Consider the following 12,791-nt stretch of genomic DNA (forward strand, 5'->3'; position numbering starts at 1 on the left):
GCGCGGGACCGGCCGCGGCGGGTCGGCGAGCCGCGCGGCGGGCCGGCGCGCGTGGAGGGCGTGCCCGTAGGCGCCCGACAGGCGGAGCAGGAAGCGCGTCCGGTCCACGGTGAAGCTCGGCCGCTGCCGCTCGTCCACCAGGACGACGCTGGTGGCGCCGGTCTCGGCGTTGAGCACGGTGAGCACCTCGCCGGCGGTCGCCGTCAGCGGCAGCGTCACCGCGGGGAGGGTGAACTCCGACACCCGCGGCCCGAGCCCGGCCCCGGGCCGGGCGGGCGGCTCGTGCCCGCCCGTGACCGGGATGCTCACCGGCATCCCCGGGCGCCAGTCCGGCGGCGCGAGGGCCGGGCCCTGGACGAGCCGGACGCCGGCCTCCCGCAGGTGCAGCACCTGGTCGGGCGTCGTCATGCCGGGCGCGAGCACGTGCGTCTCCAGCCGGTGCGCCAGCTCGACGAGGCTAGCCACGAGCGCCGCGCGGCGCGGGTCGGCGGCCGCCGTCCGGGCCAGCCCGGGATCGAGCTTGAGCAGGTAGGAGGCGCCGTCGACGAGCAGGTCGAGCGGGGTGTGCGCGGAGCCGAGGCCGGACAGCCCGACGAGGTATCCGGCGCGGCGCAGCGCCGCCAGCGCGGCGGCGACGGCCGGGCGCCGCGCGGGCGCGAAGCCCCCGCCGACGCACAGGATGATCTCCTGCGGGCGCCGCCCGGTCTCGCCGAGACCGCGGTGCAGCCCGGCCAGCAGGTCGCCGCCGCTCGCGAGGGTCTCGGCCCGCAGCCCGATCTGCAGCGGCAGCGGCGTGCCCAGCTCGGCGGCCGCGCGCGCGGCCTCGACCGCGCGCCGCACGTCCCCGGACGCGGGGTCGGGCCGCACCGGTCCGCCGGTCCGGTCGGACTCGCCGGCCGGGGCGGCGTGCGCCTCGACGGCGACGACGGCGCCCGTGCCGAGGTCGACCACGGGGTGGAACACGGCCCGGGCCGGGACGAGCGCGTCGAGGGTGTCGGAGGCGGACACAGGCGCATCATGCCGCCCGGGGACCGGCGAAACCGCTTTTGTCAGGAGAAGTTAACCGACTATTCCCGCAGCTCACCCGGCCGGACGGCCGCCGGTCACAGCCCGCGGCCGCCGACGACCGCCGACAGCAGGTACGTCACGCCGGCGACGGCCGCCAGCCACACGTAGGCGGTGATGTCGGCGCCGCGCAGGGCCTGCACGACGAGGCCGCCGACGACCGCGACGGTCAGCACGTCGCCCGTCATGGCGGCGGCCCGCAGGTGGGCGCGGGCCCGGGTGCCCGACCCGAACCCCTCACTGAGCGGCAGCGCCGGCTCGTTGCGCCGGTAGGCGAGGTACGCCGCGTACCCGGCCAGCGCGGCCAGCGCGATGAGGGCCGTGCCGGACCGCCCGTCGGCGGCCAGCACGGCCCCGACCACCACGCCGGCGCCCAGGACGAGCCCTGGGACTGCCCACCGGCTGAGACTGCGGCGTTCGGGAGCGATCCACATGTGCTCATCCTTGCCGATCGGCGCACCGGGCGGACCGGCAACGCGCCGGGCGGTATCTTCTCGCTTCGTGGCGCAATTTCGAATGAACGGCTCGAAGATGCTCGCCGTCGACCTCGGCGGCGAGACGATCCGGGCGCTGAACGGCTCGATGGTGGCCTACGAGGGCCAGATGGCGTTCAAGCGGCAGGGCATGACGGGCGGCGAGGGGCTGCGCGGCGCCCTCAAACGCAAGATCGCCGGCGAGGGCATGACCCTCATGGAGATCACGGGACAGGGGACGGTCTACCTGGCGAGCGAGGCGACGGAGGTGACGCTCGTCCAGCTCACGGGCGACACCCTGTTCGTGGAGTCGGAGAGCCTGCTGGCGCTCGACGGGAGCCTGAACACGGGCGTGCAGTTCGTGGGGCTGCGGGGGATGGGCACCGGCCAGGGCCTCGCCACCACCAAGGTCGACGGGCACGGGACGGTGGCGGTCCTGTCGCAGGGGCCGGCCATCGCGCTGGAGGTGACGCCGCAGACGCCGCTCTGCGTCGACCCGCACGCCTACGTCTGCCATCACGGGCAGCTTCAGCAGGACGTGGTCACCGACGTCAACTGGCGGACGGTGATCGGCCAGGGATCGGGGGAGAGCGTGCAGTTCCGGTACCAGGGGCACGGGCTGGTCTACGTCCAGCCGGCCGAGCGCGGCGGGATTCTGGAGATCTGATGCCCGGCTACGAGTCGATCAACTCCAAGATGCTCCAGGTCCGGATCGGACCGGGGCAGGAGGTCTACAGCAAGCGCGGCGCCATGCTGGCCTACACCGGCGCGGTGTCGTTCGCCCCGACCGCCACGGCGGGGCAGGGCATCGGCGGCACGCTCGGGCGCGCCGTCGCCGGCGAGCACAGCGCGATGATGCACGTCACCGGCCAGGGCAGCGTCATGTTCGGCCACGGCGGGCTGCACGTGTCCGTCGTCGAGCTGAACGGCGCCGACACCCTGTACGCCGAGGCCGACCGGCTGCTGGTGCACGACACCACCCTGCAGGTCGGAACCATGTTCATGGGCGAGCAGGGCGGCGTGCGCGGCATCGTGCGCGGCGCGGTCACCGGGCAGGGCCTGTTCACCACGACGCTCACCGGGCACGGCGCGTGCGCGCTGCTGTCGCACGGCGGCGTGATGGAGCTGCCGATCACCCCGCAGCGCCCGGTCCACGTCGACCCGCAGGCGTACGTGGCCCATCGCGGCCAGGTGCAGAACAAGCTCACCACGGCGGTGGGGCTGCGCGACCTGATCGGGCGCGGCTCCGGCGAGGGCTTCCAGCTGGAGCTGAGCGGCTCCGGCGTCGTCTACGTCCAGGCCAGCGAGAGGAAGATCTGACCGTGAGCACGTTCGGGACGCGGACCTGGAACCCCACGACCCTGCCGTCCAACGACAACGTCAACCCCTACGCCTTCAGCGTCGACCTCAACGGGCAGTGGTTCGCGCAGAAGGGCAAGATGATCGCCTACTACGGGCAGATCAGGTTCGAGGCGCTGTCGGCCGGCCCGCTGGACTCCCTCGTCGCGCACACCTTCAACTCCCCGCTGTACGCGCAGGACTGGATCGTCGCGCAGGGGCAGGGCAAGCTCGTCCTCGCCGACCGCGGGTTCGACGTCAACTCCTTCGACCTGGAGAAGGGCAACCTCACCGTCCGGGCGGGGAACCTGCTCGCCTTCGAACCGGGCCTGGAGCTGAAGCAGTCGATCATCCCCGGGTTCCTGACCCTGATCGGCACGGGGCGTTTCGTCGCCGCCTCCAACGGGCCCGTGCACTTCGTCGAGCCGCCGATCCGCGTCGACCCGCAGGCGCTGCTCGGCTGGGCCGACTGCCCGTCGCCCTGCCACCACTACGACCACTCCTACATGCGCGGCGCGTTCGGCGCCGCCCGGATGGTCTTCGGGATCGGCGGCTCGTCCGGCGAGGAGCACCAGTTCGACTTCACCGGCCAGGGCACCGTGATGATGCAGTCGTCGGAGGTCGTGATGAACGAGGACGTCCTGCTGCGCGACCTCGAAGGCCAGATCGGGCTGGTCGGCACGTCCGGCCTGCAGCGCCTCCAGCACACGATCACGCAGCGGCTCGCCTCCGAACGCCAGGGCTGACCGCCCCGGGGCCGGACGGAGCACGTCCGGCCCCCGGGCCGCCCGGTCAGGACTCCGGCTCCTGCGCGGGCTTGATCACCTGGAACGGGACGCCGAAGGGGTCGCGGACGGAGGCCGCCCGCCCGTACGGGGTGTCCTCGGGCTCGGAGTCGACGGCGCCGCCGCCCGCGCGGACCTTGCGGACCGCCTCGTCGGCGTCGTCGACCGCGAAGTACGTCAGCCAGGACGAGACGGGGCCGTCACCCCCGCCGAGGACGATCTCGGATCCCCCGAGGATGCCGCCGGCGTAGCGCCCGTCGCCCGCCCGCCGCAGGACGGTGTAGTCCATGTCGCCCGGCATCGGCTCCAGTTCGTAGCCGAACACCGCCCGGTAGAACTCCCCGGCCGCGGCGGAGTCGCGCGTGACCAGTTCGTTCCACGCGAACGAGCCCGGCTCGTTGACGATCCGCGAGCCGAAGTGGGAGCGGCCCTGCCACAGGCCGAAGTGCGCGCCCTGCGGGTCGCGCAGGACGGCCATGCGGCCGAGGTCCATCACGTCCATGGGCGCGACCACGACCTCCCCACCCCCGTCGGTGGCGCGCTTGACCAGCGCGTCGCAGTCGTCCGCGGCGAAGTAGACGCTCCACCAGAACACGTCGGGCTCGCCCTCGGGGTTCTGCATCATCCCCGCGACGGGCTCGCCGCGCAGGTTGCACATGTTGTAGTGGCCCGCCTCCGGCCCGGCGTCCTGGAACTGCCAGCCCAGCAGGGTCCCGTAGAACGTCCTGGCCCGGTCGAGATCGGGGACGCCGATGTCCAGCCAGTTGGGCGTCCCTTCCGGCGCGTTGCCCGTGACGTGGGTCATCTGCCTCACACTCCTCCGTGCTGGGGACCGTGGCCCCGGTGTCGTCCCGCCGCACGCGCCGCCACTTCCCATCCTGGCCCCGCCCACCGCGTCTACACATCGGGCCCCGGCAGGCGCCGCGATGGCCGGGACCGGCCCGGCTTCACGTACACTGGGCGAATGGTTCCGCTCCCGAACTGACAGGCCGCCCAGCGCGCCCCGGTCACAGGACCGCGCGGCGCGCTTCTTCGTGCCTGTCCACCGAGCCGTCCGTCAGGGGAGCCCTGTCACTGTGATCATCGCGAAAGACATCGAGCTGCGCGCCGGGGCCCGGCTGCTGATCGAGGCCGCCAGCTTCCGGGTCAACCCCGGCGACCGGGTCGGCTTCGTCGGCCGCAACGGCGCCGGCAAGACCACCCTCACCAAGGTCCTGGCGGGTGAGGCGCTGCCCGCGCAGGGCGCCGTGACCTCCTCCGGGACCATCGGCTACCTGCCGCAGGACCCCCGCGGCGTCGACCTCGACGAGCTGGCCCGCGACCGGATCCTGTCGGCCCGCGGGCTGGACGAGGTGATCCGCGAGCTGCGCGCCGCCGAGGAGGCGATGGCGACCGCGACCGGCGCCGGGCGCGACAAGGCCGTCCGCCGGTACGGGCGGCTGGAGGAGCGGCTGCACGTCCTCGGCGGCTACAGCGCGGAGGCCGAGGCCGCCTCGATCGCCTCCAGCCTCGGGCTGCCGGACCGGGTGCTGACCCAGCCGCTCGGCACGCTGTCGGGCGGCCAGCGGCGGCGCGTCGAGCTGGCCCGCATCCTGTTCTCCGGCGCCGACACCCTGCTGCTGGACGAGCCCACCAACCACCTGGACGCCGACTCGATCGTCTGGCTGCGCGACTTCCTCAAGGGCCACCAGGGCGGCCTGGTCGTCATCAGCCACGACGTGGAGCTGCTCGACGCGGTGGTCAACCGGGTGTTCCACCTGGACGCCAACCGCAGCGTGATCGACATCTACAACGTCGGCTGGAAGAAGTACCTCGACCAGCGCGAGACCGACGAGCGGCGCCGCAAGCGCGAGTCGGCGAACGCGCAGCGGCAGGCGTCGACGCTGCTGTCGCAGGCCGACAAGATGCGGGCCAAGGCCACCAAGGCCAAGGCGGCCCTGCAGATGGACCGGCGGGCCCGGCAGCTGCTGGCGGGCGTCGAGGGCGAGCGGCAGGCCGACAAGGTGGCCAAAATTCGCTTCCCGGACCCGGCTCCCTGCGGCAAAACCCCCCTCACCGCGGAGGGTTTGTCGAAATCGTACGGATCTTTGGAGATATTCACCGACGTCGACCTGGCCATCGACCGCGGCAGCCGGGTCGTCATCCTGGGCCTGAACGGCGCCGGGAAGACCACCCTCCTGCGCCTGCTGGCCGGGGTCGACAAGGCCGACACCGGTACCGTCGTGGCCGGTCACGGGCTGCGGATCGGCTACTACGCGCAGGAGCACGAGACGCTGGAGGTCGAGCGGTCCGTCCTGGAGAACATGCAGTCCGCCGCGCCCGGCATGGCGCCGGTCGAGGTCCGCAAGATCCTCGGGTCGTTCCTGTTCTCCGGCGACGACGTCGACAAGCCCGCCGGGGTGCTGTCCGGCGGCGAGAAGACCCGGCTGGCACTGGCGATGCTCGTGGTCTCCAGCGCCAACGTGCTGCTGCTCGACGAGCCCACCAACAACCTCGACCCGGCGAGCCGCGAGGAGATCCTCGCCGCGCTGCGGACGTTCGCCGGAGCGATCGTCCTGGTGACCCACGACGAGGGCGCGGTGGAGGCGCTCGCACCGGAAAGAGTGATTTTGCTGCCAGATGGTGTGGAAGACATCTGGAGTGACGAGTTTGCCGATCTGGTGGCCCTCGCGTGACCTGCGGAGTGACTTCCGCAGATCTTTTCTGGCCGAGTGGGTAGCCGAACCGGCGGGAATGACTGATCATGGCGGGGGATAACGCAGCGGTCACCACATCACTACGGGAGGTACTCGTGGCCGAGACCCTGAAGAAGGGCACCCGCGTGACCGGTGCCGAGCGCGACAAGCTGGCGGCGGACCTGAAGAAGAGGTACGACTCCGGCGAGAGCATCCGCGCCCTGGCAGCCGCCACCGGCCGCTCGTACGGTTTCATCCACCGGATTCTGACCGAGTCCGGCGTCAACCTGCGCGGTCGCGGTGGCGCGACCCGGGGCAAGAAGTCCTGACCGGACACCGGCCCCCGGATGAGCGCACCGCCTGACCCGGCGCCGCGACCGACCGAGTAAGGTTCGGTCGCGGCGACGGACAGGTGCGGGTCCCGCCCCGTGGACGGCGGGGCGGGACCCGAACGCTCATCGGAAGGAAGACCCATGGGGGACGCGACCACGGCCGGCGGGCCGGAAACGGCCACGGCGCCGGAGACGGCGGAGCACACCCCGCCCGGCCTCGACGAGGCGGGCCTGCGGCTGGACGTGGACGGCGCGATCGCGACCGTCACCCTGGACCGGCCCGAGCGGCGCAACGCCATGACGTTCGCGACCTGGCGCGGGCTCGCCGCGATCGGGTGTTCCCTGCCCCCGGACGTGCGCGTCGTCGTCCTGCGGGGCGAGGGCCCCTCGTTCTCGGCGGGCATCGACCTCGGCATGTTCTCCGGCGGGGGAGGCGGCGAGGGGTTCACCGACGGCGCAGACGCCGAGGGAACCGACCGCTTCATCGCCGAGCTGCAGGAGGGCTACACCTGGCTGCGGCGCCCCGACATCGTCTCCGTCGCGGCGGTGCACGGCCACGCCATCGGCGCCGGCTTCCAGCTCGCGCTGGCCTGCGACATCCGCGTGGTCGCCGAGGACGCGAAGTTCTGCATGAAGGAGCCCGCGCTCGGGCTCGTCCCGGACCTGACCGGCACCAAGCCGCTGGTCGAGATCGTGGGGATCGGGCGGGCCCTGGAGCTGTGCCTCACCGCCCGGACGGTCCTCGCCGACGAGGCGGCCCGGATCGGCCTCGCCGAGACCGTCGTCCCGCGCGACGGCCTGGACGGCGCCGTCCGCGATCTGGCGGACGCCCTGCTCGCGGTGAACCCGGGCGCGGCCGCGGCCACCAAGCGGCTGCTGTGGCAGGCCGCGGAGAACACCCTGGAGGAGCAGTGCGCCGCCGAGCGCCGCGAGCAGATCGGCCGCCTCCGCGAGGTCTTCGGCTCGTGAGCGGGCGGGCCGGGGGAGAGGCGCCCCACGCCCCCGGCCCGCCGCGCCGCGCTACCGGAGCGGCTCGCGGCCGCCCGGCGCCAGCGGCAGCAGCACCCTGCTGACGCCCGGCCGCACCTCGACCTTCGTCCCCGCCGGGTAGCGGAGCGTGTAGTCGTGGTCGGTGGACAGAAGGATCACGCCGAGCCGGTGGCCGGCCTTGACCGTGTAGTCGGTCGGTTCGAGGTCCCATCGGAAGGAGTAGGTCCGCCCCGCCTCGATCGGCTCGGTCCGGGCGAAGTCGTGCCGGTTCCGGGCGTCCAGCCACCCCCGCGTGATGATCTTGTAGGGGGCGGTCTCGGTGCGCAGCGCCTGCCGGATCGTGCAGCCCGAGTCGCCCGGCACGCTCTGGCCGTAGCAGACCTCCTCGCCGGTGGTGACGCGCGCGCCCGTGGGACGGGTGTCGGTGCCGTAGTCGACCAGCAGCGCCGTCAGGTACGGCGAGCGGCCGTCGAGCGAGGCCCGCAGCGAGACCGAGGGGATGCCGTCCACCCGGACGGGCTCCGTCAGCGGCCCGGTCAGGTAGGCGAGCCGGTTCGGGTCGGCCTGGCCCTCGTTCGCGAGGAGCTCCTCGGCCGTCCGGGTCCTGCCCGCGTCCGTGAACGACTGCGCCGGACCGGGCCGGGGCCTGAGGCCGAGGGCGCCCGGCTGCCCGGACGGACCCGCGTTGAGGCTGACCGGGACGGTGCGGGTGCCGGGGACGGGCCAGTCCTTCGCCGTCTCCCACGTCCCGTCCGCGTGCTGGACGTCGACGCGCGGCTCGTGCTCGATCCCGTTGCGGACGCCGTACAGGTAGCGGTCGAACCAGTGCAGCGCCTGGCGCAGCCACTCCTCGACCCGCCAGCGGAACGGCGTGGAGTGGTTGCCCTGGTGGAGCCACAGCTTGCGCGGCACGCCCGCTTCCTTCAGCGCGTTCCACCATTGCACGGAGTGCTTGACCTTGACGTTCCAGTCGTTGAGCCCGTGCACGACCATGACGGCGGCCCGCACCCTCCGCGCCTGCCCGACGTAGTCGCGCTCGGCCCACACCGTGGAGTAGTCGCCGGTCTCGCGGTCCTGGGACGCCTCGATGTCCTCGATGACCTTCGCGCAGACCTCGGGGTTCTCGCGGGTCAGCACGGCCTTGGCCAGGACGTCCAGGTCCTCGCCCTGGTAGCCGCCGGGCGCGACCACGCCGCCGCCCGCGCGGTAGTAGTCGTACCAGCTGGAGATGCCCGCGATCGGGACGATGGCCTTCAGGCCCTCGACCCCGGTGGCGGCGGCCATGTTCGGCAGCGTCCCGTCGTAGGACTGGCCGATCATTCCGACGTTCCCGGTGGACCAGGTGGCCTTCACCGGCGCGCCGTCCGGCGTCCAGCCCCGGGCCCGCCCGTTGAGCCAGTCGACGGCGGCCTTCGCGCCCGCCTGCTCGCTGCGGTCCCCGGAGGTCGGGCAGCCGGTCGAGCCGCCCGTCCCGATGCTGTCCAGGTCGGCGACGGCGTAGCCGCGCGGCAGGAAGTAGTTGTCGTAGTAGCCGGGGAAGACCTCGGCCAGGTCGCGCCGCGTGGTGGTGAGCGAGCGGGCCCGGGCGTCGCCGATGTCGACGGGGTGGTTCGGGACGTCGTTGATCCCGGCCCAGTACGGGCTCGGCTCCAGGATCGTCGGGACCTTCAGGCCGGCGGTGTCGGTCTCCCTGGGCCGCATGATCCGCAGTTGCACGCGGTCCCGCACGCCGTCGCGGTCGCTGTCGGCGGTGGTCTCGATGTTCACGGTCTGGGTGACGGCGTCGGCGCGGGAGAACACGGGCTGCGTCTCCCCGTTCCGCACCGTGACCTGGTGGGCGCCCGGTGGCCGGGGCGCGGACCTGGTGGGCCCGGCCGCCGCGGCGGGCAGCGCGGAGGCGGCGGCGAGCGCGGCGGTGAGGGTGATCACGCCGACGCCGCCGGTGAGGCGTCGTCTCATCGGGGCTCCTGGGGGGTGTGAGCCGGGAAGTGGAGATCACGGTTACACCCCGGGAGCGGCTTGTCCAGAGGCGTGTTACGCCGTGAGCGGAGCCGGGAAGACGGGCGGGCGGGGGCGCGTTGTCCACGCCGGATACTGAGATGCTTACTTGATTACGTACTTGATTACGTCGACGTCTACCGGAGGCGCTCGTGGGAATGCCGGGAATGTCGGGCAACGGCTGGCAGGTGATGGCGTCCTTCCGCAAGGACAGCTCCGTCACCCGGCAGAAGCTGGCGCCCGGCACGGTGGGGCGGATCGCGGGCTACGCCCGGCCCTACGTCCGCGAGCTGGTGGTCTTCCTCACGCTGAACTCGCTGGCCGCGGTGATCGTCGTCGCCAACCCGCTGCTGCTCAAGGGGATCATCGACCGCGGCATCGTGCCGGGCCGCTCCGACGTCGTGCTCTGGCTCGCCGCCGCCGTCGCCGGGCTCGCCCTGGTGGAGGCCGTGCTCGGCCTCGCGCAGCGCTGGTACTCGGCGCGCATCGGCGAGGGGCTCATCTACGACCTGCGCAGCCAGGTGTTCGCGCACGTCCAGCGGCAGCCCGTCGCGTTCTTCATGCGGGCGCAGACGGGCTCGCTCGTCAGCCGCCTGAACAACGACGTCATCGGCGCGCAGCGCGCCCTCACCACCACCCTGTCGTCGGTGGTGTCCAACGTGATCAGCCTGGTCCTGGTGCTGGTGACGATGCTCATCCTGTCCTGGCAGGTCACGGTGATCGCGCTGCTGCTGCTCCCGATCTTCATCCTGCCGGCCAAGTGGGTCGGCAGGCGGCTGCAGCGGGTCAGCCGCGAGCAGATGGTGCTGGACGCCGAGATGGGCTCGCTGATGACCGAGCGGTTCAACGTCGCCGGGGCCATGCTCGCCAAGCTCTACGGGCGTCCGGCCGAAGAGGAGGAGAACTTCTCCGGCCGCGCCGCCCGCGTCCGCGACGTCGGCATCGTCGCCGCCATGTACGGGCGGGTCTTCTTCACCGCGCTGACCCTGGTCGCCGCGCTGGCCACCGCCATGGTCTACGGCGTCGGCGGCTACCTGGTGGTGGACGGCAGCTTCCAGCTCGGCACGCTCGTCGCGCTCGCCACCCTGCTGACCCGGATGTACGGGCCGCTGACCGCGCTGTCCAACGTGCACGTGGACGTGATGACCGCGCTCGTCAGCTTCGACCGCGTGTTCGAGGTGCTCGACCTGAAGCCGCTGGTCCGCGACCGCGACGGCGCCCGGGAGCTGGCCGAGGCCCGTGCGCCGTCCGCCAACGGCTCGGGCCCGGCGTTGTCGAAGGCGCCGTCGATCGAGTTCGACCACGTCCGGTTCGCCTACCCGTCGGCGGACGAGGTCTCGCTCGCCTCGCTGGAGTCGATCGCCCGCACCGACACCGCGCCCGGCCGCGAGGTGCTGCACGACGTCGACTTCACCGCCGCGCCGGGGCAGCTGGTCGCGCTCGTCGGGCCGTCCGGCGCGGGCAAGTCGACGATCACGCACCTGGTGTCGCGGCTGTACGACGTGTCCGCCGGCGCGGTCCGGATCGGCGGCGTCGACGTCCGCGACGTCACGCTCGAATCGCTGCGCGCCGAGATCGGCGTCGTCAGCCAGGACGCGCACCTGTTCCACGACTCGATCCGCGAGAACATGCGCTACGCCCGCCCGGACGCCTCCGACGAGGAGATCCTCGCCGCGCTGGAGGCCGCGCACATCGGCGGCCTCGTCGCCGAGATGCCCGAGGGCCTGGACACCGTCGTCGGCGACCGCGGCTACCGGCTGTCGGGCGGGGAGAAGCAGCGGCTCGCGATCGCCCGGCTGCTGCTCAAGGCCCCGGCGGTGGTCGTCCTCGACGAGGCGACCGCGCACCTGGACTCCGAGTCCGAGGCGGCCGTCCAGCGGGCCCTGCGCACCGCCCTCGCGGGCCGGACGTCGCTGGTGATCGCGCACCGGCTGTCCACGATCCGGGAGGCCGACCAGATCCTCGTGGTCGACGGCGGCCGGGTCGCCGAGCGCGGCCGGCACGAGGAGCTGCTGCTGGAGGGCGGCCTGTACGCCGAGCTCTACCGCACGCAGTTCTCGCACCAGCGCGACCAGGGCCCCGAGGAGGAGCGGCGGGCCGAGCCGCTCGGGGCCGAGTAGCGGCCGCTCAGGCCTCGGAGCCGAGCGGGTAGCCGAGCCGCCGCAGCTCGGTGCCCGCGACCTTCTCGACCTGCGCGGCCTGCCGCGGGGTGAGGCGCTCGCGCCACACCCCGACGCCCGGTTCGGCGGCGTCGCGCGCCCCGGCCCGCACCAGCCCCGTCAGCGCCGACTTCGACAGCGGCGCGTCCAGGTACTCCGCCAGGTCGGCGCCGACGCGGCGCGGCCGGGCCACCAGCTCCTCGTAGCGGACCGTGGCCAGCTGCTCCTCGGGGACCTGGAGGCGGAGCCTCGCGCTCAGCCGCACCGACCCCCGCCACCGCATGGCGCACTTCACGGCGGCCGCCGCGCGCGGCCACCGGCTCCGGTCCGTGTGGTCCTCGACGCCGAAGAACGGGTTGGGGAACACCGTGTCGAGGTTGGCCAGGCCCGGCTTGAACCAGGCCAGGCAGCGCTCGTCGGCCAGCATGTCGGCGACCACGTCCCGGCCGTCCCGGATCACCTGGACGAGCTGGGCGTCGGGGAAGGCGTCCAGCAGCACGTCGGCGCTGTAGATCAGGTCGGGGGAGGCGTCGGCGTACCGGGCGAGCCCCTGCGCCTGCACGCACGGGCCGGGCGGCTCCGGGACGGGGCCGGGGGCCGGACCCTCCGGCCCGCCCGGCGGGCGCGGCGGCAGCCCGCCCATCTCGCGGCACTCGTCCGGGCACTCACCGCAGGCCCGCGCCGACACCTGCCACGCCTGCGCGTAGGCGTCCCGCAGGACGCGGGCGGCGCCCTCCCCGCGCTCGGCGATCGAGGGCTGGCGGGCGAAGGCGTAGGTGACGCGCAGGACGTCCGGCCGGCCGGTGGTCAGGTGGAAGCCGGGGGAGCGCTTGACCGCGCGCGCCAGCAGCTCCGCACCCGAGTGCGGCGCGCCCAGGATGAACACCGGGCGGCGGACCTTGGTGCCGTTGATCACCAGGATGTGCGGCGTCGACCTCATAACCGGGCCAAGTTTGTCACCTTTTGAGGGCCGGTC

At 73.3% G+C, this 12,791-nt stretch carries 12 protein-coding genes; 7 read left to right on the forward strand and 5 right to left on the reverse strand.

Translation table 11 applies throughout. From position 1 onward, the window contains the following. A partial coding sequence (locus ABWI04_RS25765; protein ID WP_353834050.1) for an EAL domain-containing protein occupies positions 1-1,008 on the reverse strand: 1,008 nt, incomplete at its 3' end. Between the two features lie 95 nt (positions 1,009-1,103). Further along, positions 1,104-1,499 carry an ABC transporter permease gene (locus tag ABWI04_RS25770; RefSeq protein ID WP_353834051.1) on the reverse strand — a complete coding sequence of 132 codons (396 nt, stop codon included), beginning with the start codon at positions 1,497-1,499 and terminating at the stop codon, positions 1,104-1,106. Between the two features lie 67 nt (positions 1,500-1,566). On the opposite strand from ABWI04_RS25770, the gene ABWI04_RS25775 reads away from it, so the two are divergent. Genes ABWI04_RS25775 through ABWI04_RS25785 form a run of 3 tightly spaced genes read left to right on the forward strand, consistent with a single transcriptional unit; the run spans position 1,567 to position 3,622 of the window. Next, the gene (locus ABWI04_RS25775) at positions 1,567-2,205 is read left to right on the forward strand and encodes an AIM24 family protein (protein WP_345181085.1); all 639 of its coding nucleotides are present in this window, start codon (positions 1,567-1,569) and stop codon (positions 2,203-2,205) included. Beyond that, positions 2,205-2,858 (forward strand): AIM24 family protein, encoded by a 654-nt coding sequence (locus ABWI04_RS25780; RefSeq protein WP_345181087.1) that lies wholly within the window; start codon positions 2,205-2,207, stop codon positions 2,856-2,858. The genes ABWI04_RS25775 and ABWI04_RS25780 overlap by 1 nt, the downstream gene beginning before the upstream one ends. Before the next feature lie 2 nt (positions 2,859-2,860). Beyond that, a complete protein-coding gene (locus ABWI04_RS25785) occupies positions 2,861-3,622 on the forward strand; it encodes an AIM24 family protein (RefSeq protein ID WP_353834052.1) in 762 nt (253 codons plus the stop codon). Between the two features lie 46 nt (positions 3,623-3,668). Here the strand turns inward: ABWI04_RS25785 and ABWI04_RS25790 are convergent, their stop codons facing one another. Next, positions 3,669-4,466 (reverse strand): VOC family protein, encoded by a 798-nt coding sequence (locus ABWI04_RS25790; RefSeq protein WP_353834053.1) that lies wholly within the window; start codon positions 4,464-4,466, stop codon positions 3,669-3,671. Positions 4,467-4,737: 271 nt separating this feature from the next. Between ABWI04_RS25790 and abc-f the strand changes: the two genes are divergently transcribed. From abc-f to ABWI04_RS25805, 3 genes are all read left to right on the forward strand, one after another. Further along, entirely contained in the window at positions 4,738-6,336 is a 1,599-nt protein-coding gene (gene abc-f, locus ABWI04_RS25795) for a ribosomal protection-like ABC-F family protein (protein ID WP_353834054.1), read from the forward strand. Positions 6,337-6,452: 116 nt separating this feature from the next. Then, the gene (locus ABWI04_RS25800) at positions 6,453-6,665 is read left to right on the forward strand and encodes a helix-turn-helix domain-containing protein (protein ID WP_021596738.1); all 213 of its coding nucleotides are present in this window, start codon (positions 6,453-6,455) and stop codon (positions 6,663-6,665) included. A 144-nt stretch (positions 6,666-6,809) separates the two neighbouring features. Beyond that, positions 6,810-7,637, forward strand: a complete 828-nt coding sequence (locus ABWI04_RS25805) for an enoyl-CoA hydratase/isomerase family protein (protein WP_353834055.1) — start codon at positions 6,810-6,812, stop codon at positions 7,635-7,637. A gap of 51 nt (positions 7,638-7,688) precedes the next feature. On the opposite strand, the gene ABWI04_RS25810 is transcribed toward ABWI04_RS25805, so the two are convergent. Continuing rightward, positions 7,689-9,617, reverse strand: coding sequence for a Xaa-Pro dipeptidyl-peptidase (locus tag ABWI04_RS25810; RefSeq protein WP_353834056.1), 1,929 nt, complete (start codon positions 9,615-9,617; stop codon positions 7,689-7,691). Between the two features lie 197 nt (positions 9,618-9,814). Between ABWI04_RS25810 and ABWI04_RS25815 the strand changes: the two genes are divergently transcribed. Further along, on the forward strand, positions 9,815-11,776 hold the full coding sequence (locus ABWI04_RS25815) for an ABC transporter ATP-binding protein (protein WP_378187739.1): 1,962 nt from the start codon (positions 9,815-9,817) through the stop codon (positions 11,774-11,776). A gap of 7 nt (positions 11,777-11,783) precedes the next feature. Here the strand turns inward: ABWI04_RS25815 and ABWI04_RS25820 are convergent, their stop codons facing one another. Continuing rightward, positions 11,784-12,755, reverse strand: a complete 972-nt coding sequence (locus ABWI04_RS25820; RefSeq protein ID WP_353834058.1) for a sulfotransferase family protein — start codon at positions 12,753-12,755, stop codon at positions 11,784-11,786. Positions 12,756-12,791 lie beyond the last annotated feature (36 nt).

This window comes from Actinomadura sp. NPDC000929 (genome assembly GCF_040492065.1).
GTDB classification, from domain to species: Bacteria; Actinomycetota; Actinomycetes; order Streptosporangiales; family Streptosporangiaceae; genus Spirillospora; species Spirillospora verrucosospora.

Coding starts and splice junctions, on each gene's coding strand:
- ABWI04_RS25770 (WP_353834051.1), bottom strand. CDS start 1,499: ATGTGGATCGCTCCCGAACGCCGCAGTCTCAGCCGGTGGGCAGTCCCA.
- ABWI04_RS25780 (WP_345181087.1), top strand. CDS start 2,205: ATGCCCGGCTACGAGTCGATCAACTCCAAGATGCTCCAGGTCCGGATC.
- ABWI04_RS25790 (WP_353834053.1), bottom strand. CDS start 4,466: ATGACCCACGTCACGGGCAACGCGCCGGAAGGGACGCCCAACTGGCTG.
- ABWI04_RS25805 (WP_353834055.1), top strand. CDS start 6,810: ATGGGGGACGCGACCACGGCCGGCGGGCCGGAAACGGCCACGGCGCCG.
- ABWI04_RS25810 (WP_353834056.1), bottom strand. CDS start 9,617: ATGAGACGACGCCTCACCGGCGGCGTCGGCGTGATCACCCTCACCGCC.
- ABWI04_RS25815 (WP_378187739.1), top strand. CDS start 9,815: ATGCCGGGAATGTCGGGCAACGGCTGGCAGGTGATGGCGTCCTTCCGC.
- ABWI04_RS25820 (WP_353834058.1), bottom strand. CDS start 12,755: ATGAGGTCGACGCCGCACATCCTGGTGATCAACGGCACCAAGGTCCGC.